Annotated in this window: 22 protein-coding genes and 2 tRNA genes; 13 read left to right on the plus strand and 11 right to left on the minus strand. The window is 33.2% G+C overall.

Annotated elements, in window-relative coordinates; translation table 11 throughout:
- The first annotated feature begins 112 nt into the window (after window positions 1-112).
- From ACQY44_RS08830 to ACQY44_RS08840, 3 genes are all read left to right on the plus strand, one after another.
- Window positions 113-511, plus strand: coding sequence for a hypothetical protein (locus ACQY44_RS08830; RefSeq protein WP_428230013.1), 399 nt, complete (start codon window positions 113-115; stop codon window positions 509-511).
- Window positions 512-622: 111 nt separating this feature from the next.
- Window positions 623-1,264: an O-methyltransferase gene (locus ACQY44_RS08835; protein WP_428230014.1), complete on the plus strand. Its 642-nt coding sequence runs from the start codon at window positions 623-625 to the stop codon at window positions 1,262-1,264.
- Window positions 1,265-1,339: 75 nt separating this feature from the next.
- Entirely contained in the window at window positions 1,340-2,062 is a 723-nt protein-coding gene (locus ACQY44_RS08840; RefSeq protein ID WP_428230015.1) for a phytanoyl-CoA dioxygenase family protein, read from the plus strand.
- A 236-nt stretch (window positions 2,063-2,298) separates the two neighbouring features.
- Here ACQY44_RS08840 and ACQY44_RS08845 read toward each other — a convergent pair whose 3' ends face one another.
- From ACQY44_RS08845 to ACQY44_RS08875, 7 genes are all read right to left on the minus strand, one after another.
- Window positions 2,299-2,862 (minus strand): phosphatase PAP2 family protein, encoded by a 564-nt coding sequence (locus ACQY44_RS08845; RefSeq protein WP_428230016.1) that lies wholly within the window; start codon window positions 2,860-2,862, stop codon window positions 2,299-2,301.
- Entirely contained in the window at window positions 2,862-3,221 is a 360-nt protein-coding gene (locus tag ACQY44_RS08850; protein ID WP_428230017.1) for a Sec-independent protein translocase subunit TatA/TatB, read from the minus strand. The genes ACQY44_RS08845 and ACQY44_RS08850 overlap by 1 nt, the downstream gene beginning before the upstream one ends.
- A 105-nt stretch (window positions 3,222-3,326) precedes the next feature.
- Window positions 3,327-5,564, minus strand: coding sequence for a M1 family metallopeptidase (locus tag ACQY44_RS08855; RefSeq protein WP_428230018.1), 2,238 nt, complete (start codon window positions 5,562-5,564; stop codon window positions 3,327-3,329).
- A gap of 66 nt (window positions 5,565-5,630) precedes the next feature.
- Entirely contained in the window at window positions 5,631-6,137 is a 507-nt protein-coding gene (locus tag ACQY44_RS08860) for a DUF6702 family protein (RefSeq protein WP_428230019.1), read from the minus strand.
- Window positions 6,137-6,892: a hypothetical protein gene (locus ACQY44_RS08865; RefSeq protein WP_428230020.1), complete on the minus strand. Its 756-nt coding sequence runs from the start codon at window positions 6,890-6,892 to the stop codon at window positions 6,137-6,139. Before ACQY44_RS08865 ends, ACQY44_RS08860 begins: the two co-directional genes overlap by 1 nt.
- The gene (locus tag ACQY44_RS08870) at window positions 6,882-7,610 is read right to left on the minus strand and encodes a carboxypeptidase-like regulatory domain-containing protein (RefSeq protein ID WP_428230021.1); all 729 of its coding nucleotides are present in this window, start codon (window positions 7,608-7,610) and stop codon (window positions 6,882-6,884) included. The genes ACQY44_RS08865 and ACQY44_RS08870 overlap by 11 nt, the downstream gene beginning before the upstream one ends.
- Entirely contained in the window at window positions 7,597-8,361 is a 765-nt protein-coding gene (locus ACQY44_RS08875) for a carboxypeptidase-like regulatory domain-containing protein (RefSeq protein WP_428230022.1), read from the minus strand. The genes ACQY44_RS08870 and ACQY44_RS08875 overlap by 14 nt, the downstream gene beginning before the upstream one ends.
- Before the next feature lie 165 nt (window positions 8,362-8,526).
- Here ACQY44_RS08875 and pepE point away from each other — a divergent pair, with 165 nt between their 5' ends.
- Complete coding sequence (gene pepE, locus ACQY44_RS08880) at window positions 8,527-9,234, plus strand: dipeptidase PepE (protein WP_428230023.1); 708 nt, start codon at window positions 8,527-8,529, stop codon at window positions 9,232-9,234.
- A 150-nt stretch (window positions 9,235-9,384) separates the two neighbouring features.
- On the opposite strand, the gene ACQY44_RS08885 is transcribed toward pepE, so the two are convergent.
- Window positions 9,385-9,457: transfer RNA gene (locus tag ACQY44_RS08885), tRNA-Gly, on the minus strand.
- 108 nt (window positions 9,458-9,565) lie between these two features.
- Window positions 9,566-9,638 (minus strand) — tRNA-Gly (locus tag ACQY44_RS08890).
- 572 nt (window positions 9,639-10,210) lie between these two features.
- On the opposite strand from ACQY44_RS08890, the gene ACQY44_RS08895 reads away from it, so the two are divergent.
- Window positions 10,211-11,797: a L,D-transpeptidase family protein gene (locus tag ACQY44_RS08895; protein ID WP_428230024.1), complete on the plus strand. Its 1,587-nt coding sequence runs from the start codon at window positions 10,211-10,213 to the stop codon at window positions 11,795-11,797.
- On the opposite strand, the gene ACQY44_RS08900 is transcribed toward ACQY44_RS08895, so the two are convergent.
- Complete coding sequence (locus ACQY44_RS08900; protein WP_428230025.1) at window positions 11,786-12,508, minus strand: murein L,D-transpeptidase catalytic domain family protein; 723 nt, start codon at window positions 12,506-12,508, stop codon at window positions 11,786-11,788. The two genes, ACQY44_RS08895 and ACQY44_RS08900, sit on opposite strands and share 12 nt — an antisense overlap.
- Before the next feature lie 581 nt (window positions 12,509-13,089).
- Between ACQY44_RS08900 and gpmI the strand changes: the two genes are divergently transcribed.
- From gpmI to ACQY44_RS08925, 5 genes are all read left to right on the plus strand, one after another.
- Window positions 13,090-14,607 (plus strand): 2,3-bisphosphoglycerate-independent phosphoglycerate mutase, encoded by a 1,518-nt coding sequence (gpmI, locus tag ACQY44_RS08905; protein ID WP_428230026.1) that lies wholly within the window; start codon window positions 13,090-13,092, stop codon window positions 14,605-14,607.
- Between the two features lie 127 nt (window positions 14,608-14,734).
- Entirely contained in the window at window positions 14,735-15,406 is a 672-nt protein-coding gene (locus ACQY44_RS08910; protein WP_428230027.1) for a TetR/AcrR family transcriptional regulator, read from the plus strand.
- Window positions 15,407-15,422: 16 nt separating this feature from the next.
- Window positions 15,423-17,084 (plus strand): peptidase domain-containing ABC transporter, encoded by a 1,662-nt coding sequence (locus ACQY44_RS08915; RefSeq protein ID WP_428230028.1) that lies wholly within the window; start codon window positions 15,423-15,425, stop codon window positions 17,082-17,084.
- Window positions 17,085-17,087: 3 nt separating this feature from the next.
- Window positions 17,088-18,434 (plus strand): HlyD family secretion protein, encoded by a 1,347-nt coding sequence (locus ACQY44_RS08920; RefSeq protein ID WP_428230029.1) that lies wholly within the window; start codon window positions 17,088-17,090, stop codon window positions 18,432-18,434.
- Complete coding sequence (locus ACQY44_RS08925) at window positions 18,434-19,822, plus strand: TolC family protein (protein ID WP_428230030.1); 1,389 nt, start codon at window positions 18,434-18,436, stop codon at window positions 19,820-19,822. Before ACQY44_RS08920 ends, ACQY44_RS08925 begins: the two co-directional genes overlap by 1 nt.
- 127 nt (window positions 19,823-19,949) lie before the next feature.
- Here ACQY44_RS08925 and ACQY44_RS08930 read toward each other — a convergent pair whose 3' ends face one another.
- Window positions 19,950-21,206: a DUF445 domain-containing protein gene (locus tag ACQY44_RS08930; protein WP_428230031.1), complete on the minus strand. Its 1,257-nt coding sequence runs from the start codon at window positions 21,204-21,206 to the stop codon at window positions 19,950-19,952.
- Window positions 21,207-21,469: 263 nt separating this feature from the next.
- Between ACQY44_RS08930 and map the strand changes: the two genes are divergently transcribed.
- The 3 genes from map (at window position 21,470) to ACQY44_RS08945 (ending at window position 26,121) form a co-directional block, all read left to right on the plus strand.
- On the plus strand, window positions 21,470-22,288 hold the full coding sequence (map, locus tag ACQY44_RS08935) for a type I methionyl aminopeptidase (protein ID WP_072961129.1): 819 nt from the start codon (window positions 21,470-21,472) through the stop codon (window positions 22,286-22,288).
- Between the two features lie 28 nt (window positions 22,289-22,316).
- Window positions 22,317-23,090, plus strand: a complete 774-nt coding sequence (locus tag ACQY44_RS08940; protein ID WP_428230032.1) for a class I SAM-dependent methyltransferase — start codon at window positions 22,317-22,319, stop codon at window positions 23,088-23,090.
- A gap of 127 nt (window positions 23,091-23,217) precedes the next feature.
- Window positions 23,218-26,121 (plus strand): SNF2-related protein, encoded by a 2,904-nt coding sequence (locus ACQY44_RS08945; protein ID WP_428230033.1) that lies wholly within the window; start codon window positions 23,218-23,220, stop codon window positions 26,119-26,121.
- Window positions 26,122-26,123 lie beyond the last annotated feature (2 nt).

A 26,123-nucleotide genomic window follows, 5' to 3' on the forward strand; every position in this document is an offset into this window, starting at 1 on the left:
TGCTCTCAAAAGAAAAATAATCTTACAAGGAGCTCAATCATTTTAAAATGTGTATCTTTATTTTTCAGCTTTATAACCTTTAAATTTTATCAACCTAAAAAAATTATTCATTATGAAAAAACAAATTTTAAGCTTAGCTGTTGTCGCTTTATTAGCATTCGCTGTTCAATCTTGCGAAAAGAAAGAACCAAAACCTGCAGAAGATGAATTAACTCTTGGAAACAAAGTTGATACTCTGACAACTGATATTAAAGAGGCAAAAGACAGTGCCGTTATTAAAGCCGAAAATGCTGCTGCAAGCGCTAAAGAAGCTTCTCAAAATGCTGCTCAGGATGTAAAAGATGCAACCAAAAAAGCTGCCGATGATGTTGAAAATGCTGCTAAAAAAACAGCCACCGACGTAAAAGACGCTACCAAAAAAGGTGCTGAAAAAGTAGAAGGTGCTGCAAAAGCTGCAAAAGACGGAACTGTAAAAACAGCAAAAGAAGTTAACGAAGCCCTGAAAAAATAATTCAAATTGAATTCAGAACTAAAACCACTCGCCAAAACGAGTGGTTTTTTTTATGCAAAAAAGTGATACTATATTTTGTATTTTTGCTCTTCAAATTTAGAAGATTACAACATGCATTTTATATCACAGGAATTAGAAGATTATATCGAACAACATTCTGAAAACGAACCGGAATTATTGGCAAAACTAAACAAGGAAACGTACCAGAAAATACTTTTACCAAGAATGTTAAGCGGGCATTTTCAAGGTCGCGTTTTAAGCATGTTGTCTAAACTAATTCGTCCTGTAAATATTCTTGAAATTGGCACTTATACCGGCTATGCAGCTTTGTGCTTGTGCGAAGGAATGCAGGAAAGCGGACAATTACATACCATTGATATTAAAGAAGAATTAGTTGACTTTCAGCGTAAATATTTTGATGCGTCGCCTTGGGGAAAACAAATTTTTCAACATTTAGGAGAAGCCGTTACTATCATTCCAAATTTGGATGTGAAATTTGATTTGGTTTTTATCGATGCGGATAAAGAAAACTACCTTAATTACTGGGAAATGATTGTTCCAAAAATGAATAAAGGCGGAATCATTTTATCTGATAATGTTTTGTGGAGTGGAAAAATACTGGAACCTGTTCATCCAAACGATATTAGCACCAAAGTACTCTTAGAATACAATTTACTTTTAAAAAACGACCCAAGAGTTGAAACCGTTTTATTACCAATTCGTGATGGTTTGACGGTTAGTAGGGTGCTTTAAAAAAGATCCTAAGTCTCTGAGAAACTAAGAGGCTAAGTTTATTACCATCAATAATGATATAAAATTGATTTCAAAATGAATTCTTTAAACGAAATAAATTCCAAGGGTTTTACCATTATTGATAATGTTTATTCTGAAAATGAAATTGAAAAATTGATTTCATTAATTGAAAATATCACCGAGAACGAAACTGAAAATGCTACTTTTAGAAAATCTGAGGATTTATTTGCTATTAGGCAATTTTATAAAGAAATTCCACAAACACTACCTTTTATTTTCAATGAGAATTTAAAATATATAATAAAATCAAATTTTGGAGAGGGTTATTTTATAACGAAATCTATTTATTTTGACAAACCGGAAAAATCAAACTGGTTTGTGGCTTATCATCAGGATCTAACTATTTCAGTTAACAAAAAAATCGAAGTTACAAATTTTGAAAACTGGACTGTAAAACAAAATCAATTTGCCGTTCAGCCTCCTAAGGAAATTTTAGAAGATAATTTTACAATCCGGATTCATATTGATAAAACCACACAAGATAATGGTGCTTTGAAAGTCATTAACGATTCTCATTCAAAAGGAATTTTAAGAATTGAAAATCTGGATTTTGAGAAAGAAAAAGAAACGATCTGTGAAATTGAAAAAGGCGGCATAATGATTATGAAACCTCTATTATTTCATGCTTCAAGCAAAACTACAAATAACGAAAGAAGAAGGGTTATTCATATAGAATTTAGCAAACAACAACTTCCTGAAGGACTGGAATGGAGCGAACAAACTCTTCTTCAGAACTAATTGTCTATAATTTTTAATAGCAATCCATAGAACATAGATAATTCAGAACCTTGTCAGAAAATAACAATTATGTCTTAAAAATAAATAAATCTTGATTAGATTGCCTCCTGCTTTAGCTGGAAGAAAACTAAATGACATCAGAAAGGCTTTAGCCAAAACAGGAATGTTTTAGCTAAAGCCAGCCTTCTCTTTAATTCGAATTTCTAACCCTGCGCAAACAGAAATAGCGCCAAAAATTATCCCGGAAAATATTGAGGTTTTAATTTTCGGTACACCAAATAGATTAAGAATCCGAAAAGTGCTCCAAAGAAATACCCTGTAAGGATGTCTCCCGGATAATGCAATCCAAGATAAATTCGGCTATACGCGAAAATTAACGGCCACAAAAACAAGAATCCTAAATATTTGAAATAGCGTTTTAAAACCAAAAACAAGAAAGTAGCTACAGCCATTGTATTAGCGGCGTGTCCTGAGAAAAAACTGTATGATTTTCTAACCTGAACAATACGAATAAACGAATTGATTTCAGGATTGTTGCAAGGTCGCAAACGCTGAAAAGTATATTTAAACAAATTGGTTGTCTGATCTGTAAAAGCAATTAAAACTGCTATAAAGAGCAATACATACAAGGTTTGTTTACCTCCTATTTTTTTATAAATAAGATAAAACAAGAGTATAAAAAATGGGGTCCAGTATAATTGATTGGTAATAATCAGCCACAGTTTATCATATGGTTCAGAACCTAAACCATTAAGATACACAAACAGCTTGGTATCTAATTCTTGTATTCTTTCGAGCATTATAGTTGGCGTTTTACAGGTCCTGAGATAGAATCAATATCTTCTTTTACTTTATCTATTTCTGTGGCTGTATCGCCTAGCAAATTTGAAGTTAAATTTGTATTATCCCCCAACAAGTTAGCCTTGGCATCATTGATATGGGCATTGATATTTCCGGTAATACTATTCAATGCATTTGAATCAAGACCATTAGACTCTGCTCCTTTTTGAATTTCACTTTTAATATCGTTAGTTGCATTTTTTAATTGCGCCATGGCTTTACCCATTGTACGGGCGATTTCCGGCACTTTGTCTGAACCAAAAAGCATTAGCACTATAAACAGTATAAAAACTAGTTCTCCTCCTCCTATACCAAACATATCTTTTATTTTTGTGTGTTACAAAGATATTAAATTTTGCAAGTGACAAGTTTAAAATTTACTTAAAAAAATAAAAGACCCTTTTCAGAGTCTTTTATTTTTATGTTAATCAAATTTCGATTTTACTTCTGCTTTCGGCCACGAGTTATTGGTTACATCAATATCTGCCGTCATTAATTTTGGATCTATCTGAATGCTTTTGATTGCTTTTGATGTTGCATAAACTTTCTTTGCAGTATCATTATTCTTTCTCCAGATTTGAGCAGGGTATTGATAATTATCTTTTGTCCCGTCTTCATAGGTAATTTCAACAAGAATTGGCATAATCATTCCGCCTGGTTTATTGAATTCTACTTCATAGAAATATTTAGGCGATTGTAATTCTGCTTTTTCCTCTGCAGTAAAAGTTTGATTGATGTAATCAGCCAAAGATTTTACATCTTCCACTTTTAACGGTTTTTTACTTGATGCACTTACCTCAGCATTATCTCCGGCAACTAAATAAACGAATGGGCCTTTTTCAAAACCAAAACGGCCTTTTTTTACTTTTACATCTTTAATATCGGTAGTAGGTGTTTCAGAAACATAATATTGTTTTACGTCTTTGATTCCTATATCTACAAAATCAGTTGAATAAAACCATCCTCTAAAGAACCAATCTAAATCTACGGCAGAAGCATCTTCCATAGTTCTGAAGAAATCTTCGGGAGTTGGGTGTTTGAACTTCCATCTGTTTGCATATGTTTTAAAAGCATAATCAAACAATTCTCTTCCCATTACCACTTCCCTTAAAATATTAAGTCCCGTAGCCGGTTTTCCGTAAGCATTGTTTCCAAATTGGTGAATCGTTTCAGAGTTCGACATAATTGGTTCTAAAAACTTTTGGTCCCCACTCATATAAGGCACTATGTTTTTTGCAGGACCGCGTCTGGAAGGGAAATTGGGGTCTAATTCCTGTTCTGCCAAATACTCTAAAAACGAGTTTAAACCTTCATCCATCCAGGTCCATTGACGTTCATCAGAGTTTACAATCATCGGGAAAAAAGTATGTCCTACTTCATGAATTACCACGCCAATCATTCCGTTTTTAACTTCTTTACTTGTCACTCCATTTTCATCAGGACGTCCAAAATTCCAACAAATCATTGGGTATTCCATCCCCTGATCTTCAGCAGAAACAGATACCGCTTTTGGATATGGATAGTCGAATGTATGAGAAGAATAACTTTTTAGAGTATGTGCTACAGTCATCGTTGAAGTTTCGCCCCAAAGCGGGTTTGCTTCTTTTGGATAAACAGATTCTGCCATAACTACCCTGTTTCCAATTTTTACTGCCATAGCATCGTAAATGAATTTTCTTGAAGAAGCAATTCCGAAATCACGTACATTTTTAGCACTAAATTTCCATGTTTTTTTCTTTTCAGAGAAACCCTTTTCAGTCTCTTCTGCTTCGGCTTGTGTTACAATTACGACAGGTTTGTCAAATGATTTTTGAGCCTGCTCGTAACGTTTTACTTGTTCCGGTGTAAAAACCTCACTTCTGTTTGTCAATTCTCCCGTAGCATCTATTACGTGATCTGCAGGAACTGTAATGTTCACATCAAAATTACCAAAAGGCAATGCGAATTCTCCACTTCCCCAAAATTGCATATTTTGCCAGCCTTCAACATCGTTGTAAACAGCCATTCTTGGGTAAAACTGAGCAATTACATATAATTTATTTCCATCTTTCTCGAACAATTCATAACCAGAACGTCCGCCTTCTTTTCTGTAATTATTAATATTGTACCACCATTTTATGGCTAGTGCTATTTTTTCACCCGGTTTTAATGGTGTAACCAAATTAATACGCATCATGGTTTCGTTGATGGTATAAGACATTGGATTCCCTTTTGAATCCTTGACGTATTCAATATTAAAACCGCGCTCTAAATCTTTTTTCAGGTATTTACTCGAAAAACCTTCAAGAGCCAAAACGGGATTGATCTTTTCGCTTTCAGCTAATGATGTCTGAGTCTTTGCCTTTGCTTGATTTTGATCTAACTGAATCCATAAATACTCTAAACTATCCGGTGAATTGTTTGAATAAGTGATCACTTCAGAACCATTTAGTTTTGATTTTTTATCATCTAATTCAATGTCTATTTTATAATCTGCCTGTTGTTGATAATATGCAGGTCCCGGAGCTCCGGATGCCGTACGAAACATATTTGGTGTTGCTAACAAATCATACATCTGACTGAATTTGTTAGTATCGTATTTTCCTTGTTGTTTTGGGGCAACAGTTTTCTCCTGAGCAAGCAATATTGCAGGAAAAATCAACAATAATGAAAGTTTTTTCATAAATTTTAATGGTAATTTTGTCTAGGGTGTGAAAATAATAATTAAAATAACATTTTAACAGATTATTTAATACTTTAACAATTCTTTCCTTGAAGATTCTGTAAAGAGCACACTCCTTTTAGTACCAAATACTGAAATATGTGTAATATTTTGTTGTTCAGCATTCCAATCGATTAAAATAGTATTTGAGATTTCGATTGTTTTGATTTTGTCAACGTCCTTTATTCTGGAATAACAGACTAAAACATCGCCAGCCTCAACCTCTTTAGATAAAAAAGTAATAGGTTTCGACTGACCGTTTATTTTTATAATAAAATTTTCAGAAAGGTATTTTTTCAACAGATCCAGATCTGCCTCGGTTTCCTTGTCAGTACCAACGAATGTTTTTTGATGGTATTTCTTTTCCATTCCATTATTCAAATCGTCAATAAAGATTCGGGAAGTGATCTGGATCATTTTTTTTTCAGCCGTATAATTGACCTGAAAAATTCCCATATAAAATTTATGGAATTCAAAAGACGAAAGCGATAAAAACAATATCCCGATTAAGGGATAAATTAATCTATTTTTCATTATTGCGAAGCCTTCACTTTTTTAAATTCTTTATTTTTATTGATTAGAAAGTCGATCAGTTCAAATTTTTGATCTGGATCAAGATGTTTTTTTGATTCCGGATCGTTTGAGCAATACATCAAAAACAATTCGATTTCATCTTCTTTCAATCCCAAAGTACCGGTAAAAAAATCCGGTTTGAAATTTGCTCTTGAATATTCTATAAAAGCCAGGTCAGATATCGTCTCTTCCTTTACTTCGTCATTTTTAGAGAGTAATTTCTTAACGTCTTTAAAAATTCTCACAAAATCAGTTCCGTATTTAATAGTCTGGTCAGAATACATTGCAATATTTTTGGCTGTAGACTGTTTATCATCTTCAAACTGCATATCAACATATTTTTGCGAATCACCACTAACAACTGATTTTACTTTAAGATCTTTATGAACTAAGACCTCTTTCAGTTCATTGCTTACCAAATTTAAAGACACTGCAAAAAGAACTTCTGCACAATCTTTCTCTGTTAAAACAATCTTTTTAGATTGAAACGCTAATCCTGTAAAAACCAAAGTATCTTTAGGTTTTGCCATAATATCAAACAATCCGTTTGTCCCTATAAAAGTCCTAACGTTTGCACTGATATTCAACACGTAACCGCTTTCGATCGCCAAAGTATTATTTACAGCCTGCCCATGTAATGGCTTCCTTGAATTATTTTGCCCCAGCGCAATCTGACAAAATAAGCATACAACGAGTATTCCTAGTTTATTTTTCATTTTCGAGAATGATTAGATATTTTCTTGCTAATTCGGTTATTAAAAACATACTCATTGTTTTGTTCTTAGTATCCAAAGATACGGCAAATTCAGCATCATCTACACAATATAATTGAAATCCTTTAATATCAGCTACCGGAATTTTCAATCTGTCGGTGTAATAATTCTCTTCAAAAAGGTATTCGATTTTATGAAAAAGCATCTCCTTTTTTTCGACATTTACCTCTTTTTTAAGCATTGCAGTTCGTCCGGAAATTTTATTAAGTATCTTATCTATAGATGTAGAAGTTGCTGTATATACTTTTCTTTCAGCTGGTGTGTATTTTTTTTGTCCGGGAGGAATAATACCTAAATTTTCAGCATTAATATTTGCATTTTCATTTACGATGACCTCTTTCAATTCTACTTCTTTGGCAGTCATTTTGATTACCATTGAACTTGCATTTAAATCTTCAACTGTGATTCGACGTTTTACAGGATCCAGATTAACTGCGGAAAAAACCAGAACATCACCTTCTTTTGCAACGATAGAAAACATTCCATTAACATCAGAAACAGTAGTAATCTGAGTAGTATTGTTGATGATATTTACTCCTTCAACATTACTCGATTGCTCAAATATTTGCCCCGTAATTTCTTTCGAGGTTGTTTTTTGTCCAAAACTAATTTGAGCAACTAGTAAAAAGAGGATTATTTGTAAAGCGCTATTTATTTTCACGTGCAATTATTTCTTTATATTTCACCGCCAACTCTCCTAACAAGAACTCTGTTGAAGTTTTATTTTTGGAATTTAAAATTGCGGTAAATTTATCATTTTCGACTGCGTAATACTCAAATCCTTTTACATATTCTGAAGGAATTTTTAGTCGGTCAATAAAATGTTCCAGAGTAAACATGCGCTCTAAAAGCTTCATAAAAAACTCTTTTTTCTCTACGGCAACCTCTTTTTTAAGCATTGCAGTACGTCCCGAGAAAATATTTAATAAAGGATCCGCAGAAATTGAACCACCTGCCATAGTTCCGGCATTTGCCGAAGCATTTAAGTCGGTGGCTGTACGCAACTTTCTCTCAGCCTCAGTATATGTTTTTTGCCCACTTGGAATAATTCCTAAAGAAACTGCATTTATCCCACTATAATTTCTCACAACAACTTCCTGCAATTGATGCATTATCATGTTTAATTTTACTGTAAAATTGATATCGGAAAAATTCTCAGGAGTCAACAAAACTCTGCTTTCTTTGAATTGTATTGATGAAAAAACAAGAACATCCCCAGGCTTTGCCGCAATAGAAAAAGCACCGGAAGCATTTGTTGTCGTCATGACCTCAGTTTGAGCATTGACCACATACACCCCTTCTAAATCAAAAGCATTTGAAGTTATCCTCCCATTTATAACAGTATCCTGAGACTGAGACCAACCGGTCTGACTCAAAATAACTGCCAGAATACATATCACTTTATTAATCAAAATAGCAAAAAATTAGGATTGTTCTTAAAAATGTAAAAATATCTTAATGCACTCCAAATTTAGTATTAAGGACTTGGTAAAAATATGTTAATTAAAAACTGTCTTTCAATTGAAAAAAGAGAGTTTTTAATACCTTTATATTAAATAATTATGAGTTTAAATTATATGAAAAGCATTATCATTGCCAGCACCTCTACACTGCACGAAGGCAGTTATCTAGAGTACTTATTACCTACTTTACAATCCCATTTTAAGAACTGCAAAAGCATTTTATTTATCCCTTATGCCCGGCCGAGCGGCATTTCGCATGACGATTATACCCAAAAAGTAGCACAAGCATTTTTTGCCATAAATATTAAGGTAAAAGGAATTCACGAATTTGAAAATGCAGGGGATGCCATAAAAAATGCCGAAGGAATATTTACTGGCGGAGGAAATACTTTTTTGTTGGTTACTCAATTGTACCAACATAACATCATGCAGATTCTTGCTGAGACTGTAAAAAACGGAACCCCCTATTTAGGAACTAGTGCCGGAAGCAACATTTGCGGCCTGTCTATGCAAACCACTAATGATATGCCTATAATTTATCCTCCAAGTTTTCAGACTTTAGGATTAATTCCTTTCAACTTAAATCCGCATTATCTGGATCCTGATACACAATCTAAACATATGGGAGAAACAAGAGAAACAAGAATTAAAGAGTTTCACGCTTTTAATGCTATTCCTGTGTTAGGTTTAAGAGAAGGAAGCTGGCTTGAAGTAACGGGAAACAAAGTGACCTTAAAAGGAAACCTATCGGCTCGCTTATTCAAACAAAACGAAACTCCAACAGAATTAGAAACTGAAAGTGATTTGAGTAATTTAAAATAATTTTTTACTATATAAGTAATTATAAGTTTATTTAAAAAAATTGGAAATTCTAAAATCAGAAATTCCAAATTCCAATTTAGAGAAAACTTATAATTACTTATTTGATTTAAAACAAAAAATCCCCAAACAAATTGTTTGAGGATCTTGAAGAGCGAAAGACGAGGCTCGAACTCGCGACAACCAGCTTGGAAGGCTGGAGCTCTACCAACTGAGCTACTTTCGCATTAACAGGGTGCAAATATAAATAATTAAATGGTTTAAAAAAATAAAAATCAATAAATTATTTAACTTTGATAAAAAAACCAAAACAATTAAGTCTTGGTTTTTTTAGAGCGAAAGACGAGGCTCGAACTCGCGACAACCAGCTTGGAAGGCTGGAGCTCTACCAACTGAGCTACTTTCGCATTACTGTGGTGCAAATATAAAAAATAAGTTAAGTTCAAAACAAGCTTTTTCGCAAAAAAAATCAATTAAAAACAACAATTATTTATAACTTATTTAAAACTAAAAAGTTAAAGAGGCAATTATTTTTCACAAATGATCAATATTATTAAGAAATACCATCAAAACAAACTTACACTGCTGACTAAACGTCTTTCAAAAAACAAAAACCTTCTGAAAGCGCTACCTTGACTGAGATAATTTAAAAACGAAATTTCATTTGGATTTATTTCGAGACAAATATTTAACAGGAATTATTTCGTTATTGGTAAAAATCAATCCTATCTTTGCCGAAAAAATCAAGTTCAAATCCACAAAATAGCTGTATTGAAAATTACAGATCAAAAAAGGATTTAAAAAAAACTTAGTCAACCCTTGCAAAACCTATTACAAAGCAACTAAAATTGACCCAACAGGGTTATTTAAATCAAAACTGTTGCTGCCGCTATTGGTTTAGATAAAATACCAACTTCGGGAAAACTATTGCGATCAAAGAAAACCGGAAAACATTATTTAAGTTAAAAAAAAATACAGAATGAATAAACTTTACTTTTTATTAATACTATCCGTTTTTATTGGTTGTAAAAAAGACACCCCTAAAATTGTTCCTGTTGTGGTAAAAAAAACGACACCTGCAATTATACTTACTGATGAAAGAAAAGTAGAAATTGATACTGCTCTTCTAAGCACTTTTAAAAGTGAAACCCTAAAACAATTCTACAATTCATCTGAGAATAAAACTGTTTGGGGAAATCTAAAGAAAAGGACCTACGTTTTAAACCAATTATCAAAAGCAGAAGAATTAGGCTTAAACCCAGAAGACTACAAAGCTTCAAAACTAAAAAAATTTGAAGAAAGAATCAATATTTTAAGCGATACTGATCTTGTAACTTACGACATATTATTAACTTATTATTTCGAAAGATATCTAAATCACCTTTATAAAGGAAAACTAAATCCGAAAAAAATATACACAGATTGGGATCTGGACGAAAAAACATTTGACGTAAACAATGTTCTTATAAAGGCTTTCAATAAAAACAAACTGGACAGCGTTGTCGATAACATTCAATCCAAAACAGAGACTTACAGACAATTATTAAAAGCACTCGAAATCATCAATACTTTCCCGGATGACAACATTAAAAACATCGAATTTGTAGATAAAATAACTTTACACGATACGAATGCAGCTTTGATTAATATAAAAAAAAGACTTCTATTCTGGAAGGACATGTCCGGAAAAGACAGCTTAAATAAGGTTTACGATCAAAAGACATTCGAATCTATAAAAAGATTCCAGGAAAGACATGGCTTAGCTTCAGATGGCGTTATTGGAGCAGGAACTATAAGCGCATTAAATTTTTCTAAAGAAAAAAGAAAACAACAGATTATTGCCAATTTAGAACGATGGAGATGGTACAACAATGATTTAGCCGAAAATTATTTCATCATAAACATTCCTGATTACTGCCTAAATGTTGTTGAGAATCAAGATACCACTTTTGTTCGAAATATTGTCGTAGGGACCAACAAAAGAAAAACCCCTATAATAACCTCAAACCTGAGAACGGTTGTTCTTAATCCTACCTGGACCGTTCCTCCTACCATCTTAAAAGAAGACGTAGTCCCGGCTATGAAACGAAATCGAAATTATTTAGCCAATAAAAACATTACTATATATGACAGTGCGGGAAAAGTAGTTGACCCAAATGCATGGAACGAAAACAAACCCGGTAATTATCGCTATGTACAAAGTCCCGGCTATAATAATTCATTGGGGGTAATGAAAATTTTATTCCCAAACAATCACAGTGTTTATCTACACGATACGAATCATCGTAATTATTTTGGAAGAAACAATCGTTCACTCAGTTCCGGATGTGTTCGCGTTGAAAATCCTTTAGAATTAGCAGAGCATATTTTAGACGATTCAGAACAATGGTCAAAGGACAGAATCGACACTATAATTGCTTCAAAGAAAACAACCAGCATTAAAATCAAAAAAAAATACGCTTTATACCAATGGTACTGGACCGCCTGGAGCAAAAAAAATCAGCTCATTTTCAGAGCTGATATTTATAATTTAGATTCGGATTTGTATGCTAAATTAAGAGATTAATTTTTCTTCCATCGCAAAACTTCTTGACGGATGGTAGATATACAAACACGACTTATCTTTTATTAGTTCAATTATTTCATCTGTTAATTCAATTGGAAGAGCAGGACAACCCTGGCTTCTACCTAGTCTTTTATGATCTCTGATAAAAGATTCAGAAACATAATCAGCTCCATGCATTACAACCCCTCTTTGACGGGCATTACTGTTAATTCCGTTTTCTAAACCATCCAAACGCAGAGAAGCACCGTGTTTGCCCTGGTAAATTTCTCCTGTTGCATAAAAGCCTAAACTGCTTTTAAAAGATGAATTTGAATTTGAAAAGTTAGATGCAAATTCTTCTCCGGTATTTCTTCCGTGAGCGACTAAAGAATTAAACAGAATTGTATTTGTTGCCAAATCAATTACCCAAAGGCGCTTTGTATTAGATGACAAACTAAAATCAATTACAGTTAAAATATCTTTTTGTATAATCCCTTTTTCTTTCAATAAATAAAAACCTTTTAAGGCTTCAGAAAAAGTTTTAAGTTCAGGCAAATTAAAATTGTTAGAATTTAAGGTATGATAAATACTTTCAATTTTCGCTTCGACAGTAAATTTCTCTACTTTAGCAATACTTTTTGTCGGAACCTCTTTAATTTCGGGAGTGTTATTTGAATCTTTACCAAAAGATAACAGCAAAAACACTAGCAAAGGATAAATTTTGTAAATCATTGAATTTCTTTAGGTTAATAAAAAATCTGGGTAAGGCAAAAGTATAAATATTTTTAGGCTCTCAAAATACAAGCCTGAAAATCAGGCTATTTTTGTTGAAAATTTAACATAATTAACATAAAAACATTATTTCTGTAAGATTTTTTCTTCTGCACAAAAACCTAATATTTATACCAATTTTCTTAATAAAAATTAAAATTAATGGTAATTCTGAAACAAATTCTGTTATAAATAGAACCAAAAATGATCTGTTTTATTGTATCTTGTAGCAGATTCATTCAAAATCTCTTTTCATTCTTCCTTTTATACTTTATAAAAAACCAAACTTAAAGACGAAAAGACCAGTTACTCAACAACGACTCCTAAAACACTCTTTTTCTGTAAGCAAATAATACTTTATTGACCACACACTGTTAAAAATAAGATTAGAAAAAGAGCATTGCATGAATTAATTTTAAAAAATAAAGACTTCTTTAATTAATTTATTATTTTTTAATACACTTCATTTTAATAACCATAATTGTAAAAATGCTTTCGTTCACATTTTAGAAATGGCTTATCTTTGTAAAAAACTAAAAATAATGAACAAGAAAGTAATACTTATGATTTTAGACGGTTGGGGAAAATCTCCTGACCCTAAAGTTTCTGCAATAGATAATGCAAATGTTCCTTTTATAAACAGTCTTTATCAAAACTACCCAAGCGCTCAACTAAGAACCGACGGATTAAATGTTGGTTTACCTGAAGGCCAAATGGGAAACAGTGAAGTTGGCCACATGAATCTTGGTGCCGGAAGGATTGTATATCAGGATTTAGCCAAAATAAATTTAGCAGTAGCGCACCAGACACTTGCCAAAGAACAAGTATTGGTTGATGCTTTTACTTATGCCAAAGAAAACAACAAGAAAGTTCATTTTTTAGGATTAGTTTCTGATGGCGGAGTTCACTCTCACACGTCTCACTTACGCGGATTAATTGATGCTTCTCAAGAATATGGCTTACAAAATGTTTTTGTTCATGCTTTTACTGACGGTCGTGATGTTGACCCAAAATCGGGAGCAAAATATATTCATGACTTAGAAGAGCACATTAAAGATACTCCGGTAAAAATCGCTTCAATCATCGGCCGTTATTATGCTATGGACCGTGATAAACGTTGGGAGCGTGTAAAATTGGCATATGATTTACTTGTAAATGCAATTGGAACTCCATCAAAAAATGCAGTTGCAAGTGTCCTTGACAGCTATGCTCATGATATTACGGATGAATTTATTGCTCCAATTGTCATGGTTGATGAAGAAGAAAAACCATTAGCAACAATTACCGAAGGTGATGTGGTGATCTTCTTTAATTTTAGAACTGACAGAGGTCGTGAACTTACAGAAGCGCTTTCGCAACAAGACTTTCACGAGCAAAACATGCACAAATTAAACTTGTATTATGTAACGCTTACCAACTACGACGAAACATACCAAAACGTAAAAGTAGTTTACAATAAAGATAATATCACCGAAACACTTGGTGAGGTTTTAGAAAAAGCGGGTAAAAAACAAATTCGTATTGCAGAAACAGAGAAATATCCGCACGTAACGTTTTTCTTTTCAGGTGGCAGGGAAACTCCTTTTGAAGGTGAATCAAGAATTTTAAGAAATTCTCCAAAAGTAGCTACTTATGACTTACAACCGGAAATGAGTGCTTTTGAACTTACAGCTGCCCTTGTTCCCGAATTGAATAAAGGTGAAGTTGATTTTGTTTGTTTGAATTTTGCCAATGGAGACATGGTAGGTCATACCGGAATCATGAGTGCTGCAATTCTTGCCTGCGAAGCCGTTGACGCTTGCGTAAAACAAGTTATCGAAGCCGCTCTTGCTAACGACTATACTACGATCGTAATTGCAGATCATGGAAATTGTGAAACCATGATTAATCCTGACGGAAGTCCAAATACAGCGCATACCACGAATCCAGTGCCGATTATTTTGGTTGACAAAGAATTAAAAAATATCGAAAATGGTGTTTTAGGCGACATTGCTCCTACTATTTTAGAACTAATGGGAATACAGCAACCCAACGCAATGACTTGTCATTCGTTGTTGTAAAAATATTCTTTTCAAACGACTTAAAAGCTGCTCTAATGATTAGAGCAGCTTTTTTTTTACAAAAAACAAAGCTTAAAATATTATTATTGATAGTAATACTATTATCTTTGCGTTTTAAATAACTTTTATGGAACTTATACTATCAAATTTAAAAATCCAGGTAAACGAAAAGATCTATGTAAAAGACCCCGAAACCTCTGTATTGGGAAAAAAAATAATTGAGCAAAGCATCCTCCTTATTGACGCTATTGGTTTTGACAACTTTACATTTAAAAAATTAGGAGAGAAAATAGGATCAAACGAAAGTTCGATTTATCGTTATTTCGAAAACAAGCACAAACTTTTAGTGTATCTCTCTTCGTGGTATTGGAGCTGGATGGAATATAAGCTTGTTTTTAGTACTACTAATATAACAAATAAAAAAGAGAAACTCAACAAAGCGATTACAATAGTTACCGAAAAGATAAGGGACGATATTGCTACCGAACATATCAACGAAGCAATTCTAAATAAAATAATTATTGCTGAATTCACAAAGACATTTCACACCAAAGAAGTGGACCAGGAAAACAAAGAAGGTTTTTTTCTGATCTACAAAAGAGTCATTAATAGAATTGTGGCTATCGTAAAGGAAGTAAATCCTGAATATCCTTTTGCTAAATCATTAGTTTCTACCATTGTCGAAGGAAGCCTGCACCAACACTTTCTAACAGATCATTTGAAAACCATTACCGATTGCAATGAAACTGTGACGACAACTCAATTTTACCTCAATCTTGCAGAAAACGTTTTACGCTAATTATAAAAAAATCAATATGACTCCATTAAAACGATTTTACAATTTACTCGAACTAGACAAAAAAGACATCTATCAGATCTTTTTCTATGCTATTTTTGCCGGATTGATCAGTTTATCGCTTCCGCTGGGTATACAGGCCATCATAACTTTTATACAATCCGGAAGAGTCAGTGCATCCTGGATCGTACTTATCATATTAGTGGTTGCAGGAGTTGCGCTTGTTGGAATTTTAGCTTTGATGCAATTGCGAATTACTGAAAACTTACAGCAAAAAATATTTGTTCGTGCTTCTTTTGAATTTGCAGCTCGTTTGCCAAAAATAAAGTCAGAGGAACTATACGGCACTTATCCGCCAGAATTGACAAATCGCTTTTTTGATACCATGACCATTCAAAAAGGAACTTCAAAGTTATTAACGGATTTTTCTGCTGCTTTACTTCAAATTACCTTTGGAATTATTCTGCTGTCTTTGTATCATCCCTTTTTTATTGTCTTTGGACTTTTATTGTTCCTGCTTTTATACTTTATCTTTAGATTTTCGTATAAATCAGGTTTAGAAACCAGTCTCAAAGAATCAAAATTCAAATACAAAGTAGCAAGCTGGCTGCAAGAAATGGCTCGTAATAATTTTAGTTTCAGAAATGAATTAAACTATGATTTTGCCCTTCAAAAAAACAATGCAATCGTAACGGGTTATCTTAATTATCGCGAGAAACACTTTAGCGTTATCAAAAGACAATTCATACAATTAATCATTTTCAAAATTATCATCACAGCAAGCTTATTATCTATTGGAGGATATTTAGTGCTAAGTCAGGAAATGAATATTGGACAATTTGTTGCTGCAGAGATTATTATTTTATTAGTAATTAATTCTGTTGAAAAAATTATTATTGGTCTGGAAAGTTTTTATGACGTTTTAACTTCTGTCGAAAAAATAGGTCAGGTAACGGATTTAGAATTAGAAGAAAATTCAGATTCACAAAGCGAACATTGCTACAACAATATCACTTTAGAAACTGAAAATTTAAAATTCAAATTCCCGGATGCACAAACTAATGCTTTAGATTCTATCACTCTTAAAATTGATCAGGGAGAAAAAATTGTAATCGACGGTCAGAATGGTTCCGGAAAAACAACCCTTATTCGGGTTTTATCCGGTTTATTAAAACAAAGTTCCGGTGCTTTCTATATTAACGATGATACTTTTAGAAAAATAAACCTCAAACAATATCGCTCGCAAATAGGAAGTATAATTCATAACGAAACACCATTTGAAGGAACTATTTTAGAAAACATCACTTTTAACGATCCTTCTATAAGTAGTGAAGATTTAAAATGGGCAATAGATGGAGTTCAGCTTAGTCCCTTGATAAAATTATTACCAAAAGGCTTAAATACCCATATTTATCCGGAAGGAAGACAGCTATCCTCTTCTAATGCTCAAAAAATCCTATTAGCCAGAAGTATAATTCATAGACCAAAAGTGCTGTTTTACGAAGATCCGACAGACACGATGGATGAAAATGTTGCAAATGAAATTATCGATTTTATCACTTCGGATAAAAACAAGTGGACCATTATTGTTTCATCCAAAAATCCGTATTGGAAAACAAAATCTACACGAACAATAACGATGCAAAACGGCCTTATTATACTGGATCAAAAAAAACAATAAGTCATGCTAAACATATCTGACAACAAAACAAGATTACAGCTGCTTGATCGCTACGAGACTGTAAAAAACCTAAGCAACAGACCTCATTATAAAATTCTAAACAAGATTATAATAGGTACCTCTATCTTAGGAATCATCATTCTTTTCCTGCCCTGGACACAGAATATTTCCGGATCAGGATCTGTAACAACGCTAAAACCCAATCAAAGACCTCAATCGATTCAGAGCGTTATTTCCGGCCGAATCGAAAAATGGTATGTGCAGGAAGGTGACTTTGTAAAAAAAGGAGACACGATTATGTTTATTTCTGAAATAAAAGAAGATTACATGGATCCCAATTTGGTAGCAAACACCAAAAGTCAGGTAGAGGCCAAAAAGAACTCTTTAGAATCGTATGATGAAAAAGTACAAACACTCTCGAGCCAGATTCAATCTATAGAGAATGAAAAAAAACTAAAGCTGGAACAGGCAAGAAACAAAGTCAAACAATCATTTTTAAAAATAAAAAGTGACAGTATTGATCTTGTTGCTGCAAGAACACAATTAAAAATTGCCAATACGCAATACAACCGTTCGGTTCAATTAAACAAAGAAGGCCTAAAACCACTTACTGATGTCGAAGAGAAACGTTTAAAACTGCAAGATGTTGATGCTAAAATCATCACTCAGGAAAATAAATACCTGACGAGCAAAAACGAATACCTAAATGCAAAGGTTGAAATTAACCGAATTGCAGCCGAATATGCTGAAAAAGCAGCTAAAGCAAAAAGCGACCAATTCACCACTCTGAGCAATAAATTTGATACTGAAGCCCAGGTAAGCAAACTGGAAAATCAATATACCAATTACAGCTTACGAAATGGTATGTATTACATTAAAGCGGTGCAAAGCGGATATATTAACAGAGCTGTGCAGGCAGGTTTGGGCGAAACGATAAAAGAAGGAACTCCAATTGTAACCATAATGCCTTCTCAATACGACATTGCAGTTGAAACGTTTATAAACCCGATCGATTTACCCCTAATTCATAAAGGAGCAAAAGTACGTATTTGGTTCGATGGCTGGCCTACTATTGTATTTGCAGGCTGGCCTGATATGTCATATGGAACTTTTGGAGGAAAAGTGGTGGCGATCGAAAACTTTATTAGCCCTAATGGGAAATACAGAATTCTGATTGCTCCTGACCCAAACGAGGCAAAATGGCCTAAACAATTGAGTATTGGTTCCGGCGCTCAAACAATTGCTTTACTTGATACCGTACCAATTTGGTTTGAGATTTGGAGAACTTTAAACGGATTTCCTCCTAATTACTATAAAAGTGGACAAACAGAAACTAAAGAGAAAAAATAATGAAACGAATACTTATAGCTTTTCTTTTTTTGGGTTGTACCGTTTTTGGCCAACAACCAATCTCTAAAGAGCTCACTTATAATGAGTTTCTTGGATATGTAAAAAAATACCATCCTCTGGTTAAAAATGCAAACTTAGAAGTCAGTAAAGCACAAGCCAATTTGATGATGGCGAGAGGTGGTTTTGACCCAAAAATTGAAGTTGATTTCAGCAAAAAACAATTTAAGGACAAAGAATACTATTCTATTTTGAACAGCAGTTTCAAAATACCAACCTGGTACGGAATCGAACTGAAAGCGGGATTTGATAATAACGAAGGCGTTTATCTTAATCCTGAAAACACAACTCCAAATCAAGGATTAACTTCTTTTGGGATCAGTGTTCCTATTGGTCAGGGATTATTTATTAACCAAAGAATGGCCGATGTAAGAATGGCTAAAATTCAAATAAAACTCAGCCAATCCGAAAGAAAACTTGAAGCCATTAGTGTTTTGTATGATGCTTCGGTTGCTTATTTTAACTGGAAGAAGAATTTTGAAGAAATGAAACTTTATGAAATGTACAACAGTAATGCTGAAATACGTTTAGAAGGCATTAAATCTTTAATCAATCAAGGTGACAAACCCGCCATAGACAGTATCGAAGCCGGAATTATTGTAAAAAACAGGGCATTAAGTCTCGAGGATTCCAAACTAAAACTGGCCAAAGCAAAACTTGAATTATCTAATTTTATGTGGATTGACAATAACATTCCGCTAGAACTTTCAGATGAGCTCATACCGGAAACAGCGCTTGAAAATACGCTGCAGGAAACTTTAAAAACAAACGATTTATTACAAGGAGACCTTAATTTAGAAACACATCCCAAACTGAATGCACTACAAAATAAAATAGAAATCCTGACTGTAGAGAAAGACCTCAAGCAAAACATGCTATTGCCAAAAATAAATATCGGTTACTCCTATTTATCAGAACCCAGTTATATTGATAATTATCGTTTTGACGATTATAAAATTGGATTGGAATTTTATTTTCCTTTATTTCTAAGAAAAGAACGCGGGAGCCTGAAACTGGCAAAATATAAACTTCAGGAAAACCAGTTTGCCCTGGCCCTGGAAAAAACACAGTTGAGCAATAAAATAAGCGCACAGAAAATAGAAATCAATTCGCTTATAAAACAAAAAAAGTTAGCCAAGGATCTAGTAGAAAACAATCTGACAATGCTAAATTCCGAAGAACGTTTGTTTACTTTTGGAGAAAGCTCTTTATTCCTGATCAACACGCGTGAGAATAATTTAGTAAGTGCAAAACTAGCTTCTATTGCGCTGGAAAACAGATTTTACATCTCCAACTCAGAACTATTCAAAATCATGGCAAATCCTGATTAGGTTTCAACATATAAGAGATATAAGTTCATTTTCGCAGAGACGCACAGCAGTGCTTCTATTTTTATGTCATACATAAAAACTACATTGAAGTTTAAATGAACTTATATCACTTATATGGTTTAAAAACTTAAATCACAAAATAATGATACGTCCATTCCACGGCGTAGATTACAAGTCCGATAAGTCCTCCTACCAGAGTTCCGTTGATTCTAATATATTGAAGATCTTTCCCTATTTCTAATTCTAATTTTTCTGAAACTTCCTTCCCATCCCAGCTTTTTACGGTTGAGGAAATTAAATCTCCAATCACTTTTTTATTGTTTAAAAGAATAGAAAGCAAATCGTTTTTGATGAAATTATTAATTTTATCAATCATTACAACATCTTCCCGGATTCCTTGCCCGAAGCTTTGAATCAAACCGGAAATACTTTTTTTGATAGACGACTCATCACCTTTATGCAAATCGTTAGAAATAGACAATTTTATTTCGTCCCAAATTCCGTTAATGTAGTCCTGCACTTCTTTTTTGCCAACAAAACCCAAAATCACCGTATTGATTTTAACTCTCATCTCTTCAGAGTTTTTTATCTTATCAAGAAAATCATTGATGTATTCGTCTATTTTAAGACGGATTGTACTTTCAGGATTTTTAGCTTCATTCAAAAAATCATACAACCCGTTAAACACACCTTCTGAAATACTTTTATCAGCCAGGCCAAAACTCAAAAACGGCGTTGATTCTTTTACTTTTTTACGAATCAGGTCTTTGTTATTACTCAATTCCTTAGCCATAACTTCCAGCAAATTGGTTAGCAACTGATCTTTAAATTGTCCTTTTTGTAAAGGTTCTAAAGCTAATGCTACCCAATCTCCAAAATTGATTCCTTCGAGTTTTTCTTTGAACTGAACCTGAATAAATCGTTTTATATCCTCGTCTTTTATCGTTTTTAAAATCCCCGGAATAATATTTACCGCTACCAGGTTAGCAATTTTATTGGCATTTTCTTCTTGCGACAACCAATCTGAAGCTTTTGTCGCAAAATTGAATTCTTCTAACTTAATTTCTAATTTTTCACGATTCAGAAATTCTTCTGAAACAAAATTTCCTAGATTTTCTCCAATCTCGTTTTTCTTGGTAGGGATAATTGCTGTATGCCAGATAGGAATTCCTAACGGATGACGAAACAAGGCAACAACTGCAAACCAATCGGCAATTCCGCCCACCATTGCCGCTTCGCTAAAAGCCTGTAACATGGGGATTTTAAAATAAATAGCTATTATAAAAAGAAGCACTGCAAAGCCTAAAAGCGCCAGGGCATTATTCTTCATCTTATTTAAAGCTTTTTTCTTCGATATATTTTCCTGATCTATAGATGTTTCCATAATTTTAATAGTTTTAACTATTACTAATTTACGGCTTTTCTGTCAATTCGAAACGTTATTCATTGTCGTTTTGCCTCGAATTTCACTAATTAGTACAAATTGCAATTGCTTTAAAATTGAATTTTAATAATCGAATTAATTTTAAGCTGATTATAAAAATTAATGCGTGTTAATGCGTGAAATTCGTGGCGAAAATTTTAAACTCTTCAACCCAAAAAAAATAATATTAAAATCGTACTTTTGCGAACTGAAAATCCGAAATTATGATTATTGTAAAATCACGTGAAGAAATCGAATTAATGCGCGAAAGTGCATTGATCGTATCTAAAACATTAGGAATGATTGCTTCTGAAATTAAAGAAGGAGTTACCACATTATATTTAGACAAACTAGCTGAGGAATTCATCCGTGATCACGGTGCAGTTCCAAGCTTTTTAGGATTGTATGATTTCCCGAATTCACTTTGTATGAGTCCAAATTCGCAAGTGGTACACGGAATACCGAATAACACACCTCTAAAAAGTGGTGACGTTATCTCTGTAGATTGTGGTGCTTTCAAAAATGGATATCACGGTGATCATGCCTACAGTTTTGAAATTGGAGAAGTTGCTCCTGAAGTAAAAAAACTATTGCAGGTAACTAAGGAATCCCTTTACGTTGGAATCAGAGAATTTAAAGCCGGAAATCGCGTAGAAGATGTTGGAAATGCGATTCAAAAATATACCGAATCTCATGGTTATGGTGTTGTTCGTGAATTGGTAGGCCATGGTTTAGGACAAAAAATGCACGAAGAACCGGAAATGCCAAATTACGGAAAACGTGGTCGTGGAAAATTGTTCATTGAAGGAATGGTCGTTGCTATTGAACCCATGATCAATCTTGGAACACGAAATATAAAACAACATAAAGATGGCTGGACCATTACAACTGCAGACGGAAAAGCAAGTGCACATTTTGAACATGATGTTGCCTTAATAGATGGAAAACCAGAAATCTTATCGACTTTTCAATACATCTACAAAGCTTTAGGAATCGAAAGCAATGAAGAAGATGAATTCAGAAAAGTGCCGTTAGTTTTATAATAAAACAAAAAATCCCGAGTAAAACCCTGTGAAAAAATTATTCAAATTAGTACTTAATACAATACCTCGTCCATTATTAATTCGCCTGAGTTATGTGGCCCGACCAGTTTTAGCACTTTCATTAAAAGGAACTAAATATACTGATCCGATTGATGGAAGAAGTTTTAAATCATTTTTGCCTTATGGATATGGAAAACAACGTAATAATGTGCTTTCGCCAAGTACACTTTCGTTAGAAAGACATCGTTTACTTTGGTTGTATTTAAACGATCAGACTGATTTTTTTACAGCTCCTAAAAAAGTACTTCACTTTGCTCCGGAACAAGCTTTTTACAAAAGATTCCGCAAGCAAAAGAATCTTGATTACACGACAACAGATTTATTTTCGCCTTTGGCAGATGTAAAAGCAGACATTTGTAATTTGCCATTTAAGGATAATGAATACGATGTGATTTTATGTAATCACGTATTAGAACATATTCCGGACGATACAAAAGCGATGCACGAATTATTTCGTGTATTAAAACCAGGCGGAATGGCAATTCTTCAAATTCCACAGGATTTATCCAGAGCGGTAACTTTTGCTGATGATACTATTACAGATCAAAAAGAACGTGCTAAAATATTCGGACAATACGATCACGTTCGTATCTATGGCCGTGATTATTTTGATAAACTGAGAAGCATTGGTTTTATCGTAATCGAAGAAGACTATACGCATAAAATAGCACCTGAATTGGTAGAAAAATATTGTTTGGCAAAAGGAGAAATTATTCCACTTTGCTTTAAACCGGAAAACTAAATTATTAGATTTTTTCACCATATAAGTGATATAAGTTCATTTAAAAAAGTTTTCAAAATAGTACTATTTTGAAAACTTTTTAAATTTAAGCCCATTCCCAAATTACAATCCAACCAAACTCCCCATCTTGAAACCTTCAAAACCATTTCAGTTCTGTTTTGACATCAGTTTAGAAAAAAACACGAACCATTATCTCCCAACAGCTTATATCGTTGAGAATACCGATGAAATTAAATATTTAAACAAAAAGGCAACTCCGGATGTACTGGAAAGTTTTGGAATTATTTCAGAAAAGTTAGATTCCGGTACAAAAAAAATACTGACGGTTTGCGAATCTTTAAAGCCTGATTTTATTTTTAAAAAATTTAGTGCAAAAGTCAAATCGGCAAAAACAATTGCTGATTTACAAAAAGACTCTAAAATTGATTTTGCCATTCGACAGCACTTGCAACTCAATTTAAGTTCCTTTTACACGCTTATTGTACAAGAACAATTTCCATTATCACTTAACATGGGAATTGAAAAGGATTTTTATCGTTCCAGGGTTAGTATAACTCCTCTCGATTTTGAACCGCAAATTAAATTCAACAAACATTCCGAAGGAATTACCTATACGCTGTCTTTAAAAGAAAACGAAACTATATTTCTACCTATGAATAGTAATATTGCTATTCTTTTGGATGAGCCGGGCTGGTTAATTATCGATAAAAAATTAGGAAAGTTAAAAGACCTGAACTCTAAAAAACTTTCTCCTTTTATAACAAAAGAATCAATTGAAATCCCTTCGAAATTAGTGGATAGCTATTTTAAAAATTTCATTCCTGAAATAGCCAAAAAAATTAATATTGAAGCAACAGGTTTTGAAATTGAGGTTCGTGACAAAGTTATTTTTAGCACGATTCAGCCCGTTTTTGATTTCTTTAAAAACTGCTATTACCTCAACCTTTATTTTGATTATAACGGTTATTCGTTTGATGCCAGTAAAATAAAAAAAACACATTCATTTGTTGATTTTAGCATTGCTAACGAACCTAAAATAATTCAGTTTAAGCGAAGTACTGATGAAATTTCATATACAGATAAATTACTCAAAATTGGCTTGACAAAAATCAAAAATGAATTATTTGGACAAAATTCAGATGCTGAAATCCATGATCCTTATACCAATATCCAATTCGTTATTGATCATAAAGAAGAGCTCGAAAACCTGGGTTTTACTATCCAAAATTTAAAACTGGAAAGCAAAGAAATCATTACAGCAAACCATACGATTTCAGCTTCAAAAGAAGAAACAAAAGAAGATTGGTTCGATATCAAAATAATCATTTCGATTGGGGTTTATACGATCAATTTCAGTGAAATTATTCCTAATATAAAAAGTAAGGAAAGACTCTTTTTACTGCCTGACGGAAATTATTTTCTGATTCCTTTAGAATGGCTTAGCAAATACAGCTCTTTAGCCAAATTAGCCAAAACAGAAAATGGCAATCTGCTTTTACGCAAAAGTAACTTTGCTGCTTTAGATGCAATTCCGGAAATCAAAACTGATATAATTCACCAAGCTGAATATACTGCTTCTGATTTGCTCAAAGCAACTCTAAGACCTTACCAAGTAGATGGTGTAAAATGGCTTTTAGGTCATTTTAACTCCAATTTAGGCGCTTGTCTTGCTGATGACATGGGACTTGGTAAGACATTACAAACCTTAGCCGTTCTGGTGGCCGTGCAGGAACAATTAGGATTTACCACTAAAACTACGAATTTTGATTTGTTTCAAAACGAAACGACTATTGAAAGAAAACCTCTAAATGCCTTAATTGTTCTCCCTTCTTCTCTGGTTTTTAACTGGTATAATGAAGCTGTAAAATTCACTCCGCATTTTTCGAAGATGCAATATGTTGGCAACGACAGAAAATCATTACAGCATAGATTAGAGTCGACAGATTTGATTTTTACGAGTTACAGCATTGTGCATCGGGATATTTCAATTTTAGAAAAGTATAATTTCCGCTATTTGATTTTAGATGAAAGTCAATACATTAAAAATAAAAATTCTAAAATTTTCAAAGCCATTAATAAAATAAATACAGCTCATAAAATGGCACTGAGTGGCACGCCTATCGAAAACTCGCTGGACGATTTATGGTCGCAAATGCAATTTATAAATCCGGATATTCTGGGTAGTTATGATTTTTTTGCTCAGAATTTTAAAATTCCTATTGAGAAAAAACAAGACGAAAATAGTTTATCTGAATTGAAAAATCTTATTCAGCCTTATATTCTAAGAAGAACCAAAGAACAGGTTTTGAAGGATTTGCCAGAATTAACAGAGCAGATTTATTATTGCGACATGGATCCTGAACAGGAAAAACTGTACGAAAAAGAAAAATCTAAAGCCAGGAATTTTTTACTGAAAACAGATGGGTCCAGCCCTGACAAAATCAGCATTATCAACACATTGATGAAATTAAGACAACTGAGTAATCATCCAAAAATGGTAGATCAGAACTCCGAAATTGATTCCGGAAAATACAATGCAGTCACGAATTATCTGGAAACTTTAGTAAAAGAAAAACAGAAAACCATCATTTTTAGCTCATTTGTTACTAATCTCAATTTTTACTCTGATTGGTGCAAGGAAAACAAAATAGATTTTTGCGAAATTACAGGCGAAACTCCTGCCAATAAAAGAGAACAGCAGGTAAAGAGATTTCAGGAAAAGGAAAATCCTTTGTTGTTTTTTATTTCGCTCAAAGCAGGTGGTGTTGGTTTGAATATCACCAAAGCTTCCTATGTTTTATTCTTAGATCCGTGGTGGAATCCTTTTGCTGAAAAACAAGGAGTTGGCCGGGCACATCGAATTGGACAATTAAATAAAGTAAATGTTATCCGGTTTATTTCGAAAAATACAGTAGAAGAAAAAATAATCAAACTTCAGGAAAACAAAAAACTATTATCAGATTCTCTTTTAGAAGAAAGTTATATTAATGATGAAATTGAAGTTAATTTAGAATACATCCTGGGTTCTTAATA

The sequence above is a fragment of the Flavobacterium sp. genome (genome assembly GCF_965277525.1).
Lineage (GTDB): Bacteria > Bacteroidota > Bacteroidia > Flavobacteriales > Flavobacteriaceae > Flavobacterium.

What these genes read in the sequence shown, in the direction of transcription:
- ACQY44_RS08895 (WP_428230024.1), top strand. Translation starts at nt 10,211, where the DNA reads ATGAATAAACTTTACTTTTTATTAATACTATCCGTTTTTATTGGTTGT.
- ACQY44_RS08850 (WP_428230017.1), bottom strand. Translation starts at nt 3,221, where the DNA reads ATGTTTGGTATAGGAGGAGGAGAACTAGTTTTTATACTGTTTATAGTG.
- ACQY44_RS08920 (WP_428230029.1), top strand. Translation starts at nt 17,088, where the DNA reads ATGCTAAACATATCTGACAACAAAACAAGATTACAGCTGCTTGATCGC.
- ACQY44_RS08865 (WP_428230020.1), bottom strand. Translation starts at nt 6,892, where the DNA reads ATGAAAAATAAACTAGGAATACTCGTTGTATGCTTATTTTGTCAGATT.
- ACQY44_RS08900 (WP_428230025.1), bottom strand. Translation starts at nt 12,508, where the DNA reads ATGATTTACAAAATTTATCCTTTGCTAGTGTTTTTGCTGTTATCTTTT.
- ACQY44_RS08860 (WP_428230019.1), bottom strand. Translation starts at nt 6,137, where the DNA reads ATGAAAAATAGATTAATTTATCCCTTAATCGGGATATTGTTTTTATCG.
- ACQY44_RS08915 (WP_428230028.1), top strand. Translation starts at nt 15,423, where the DNA reads ATGACTCCATTAAAACGATTTTACAATTTACTCGAACTAGACAAAAAA.
- ACQY44_RS08840 (WP_428230015.1), top strand. Translation starts at nt 1,340, where the DNA reads ATGAATTCTTTAAACGAAATAAATTCCAAGGGTTTTACCATTATTGAT.
- ACQY44_RS08910 (WP_428230027.1), top strand. Translation starts at nt 14,735, where the DNA reads ATGGAACTTATACTATCAAATTTAAAAATCCAGGTAAACGAAAAGATC.
- ACQY44_RS08855 (WP_428230018.1), bottom strand. Translation starts at nt 5,564, where the DNA reads ATGAAAAAACTTTCATTATTGTTGATTTTTCCTGCAATATTGCTTGCT.
- ACQY44_RS08830 (WP_428230013.1), top strand. Translation starts at nt 113, where the DNA reads ATGAAAAAACAAATTTTAAGCTTAGCTGTTGTCGCTTTATTAGCATTC.
- pepE (WP_428230023.1), top strand. Translation starts at nt 8,527, where the DNA reads ATGAAAAGCATTATCATTGCCAGCACCTCTACACTGCACGAAGGCAGT.
- ACQY44_RS08835 (WP_428230014.1), top strand. Translation starts at nt 623, where the DNA reads ATGCATTTTATATCACAGGAATTAGAAGATTATATCGAACAACATTCT.
- ACQY44_RS08930 (WP_428230031.1), bottom strand. Translation starts at nt 21,206, where the DNA reads ATGGAAACATCTATAGATCAGGAAAATATATCGAAGAAAAAAGCTTTA.
- ACQY44_RS08845 (WP_428230016.1), bottom strand. Translation starts at nt 2,862, where the DNA reads ATGCTCGAAAGAATACAAGAATTAGATACCAAGCTGTTTGTGTATCTT.
- map (WP_072961129.1), top strand. Translation starts at nt 21,470, where the DNA reads ATGATTATTGTAAAATCACGTGAAGAAATCGAATTAATGCGCGAAAGT.
- ACQY44_RS08925 (WP_428230030.1), top strand. Translation starts at nt 18,434, where the DNA reads ATGAAACGAATACTTATAGCTTTTCTTTTTTTGGGTTGTACCGTTTTT.
- gpmI (WP_428230026.1), top strand. Translation starts at nt 13,090, where the DNA reads ATGAACAAGAAAGTAATACTTATGATTTTAGACGGTTGGGGAAAATCT.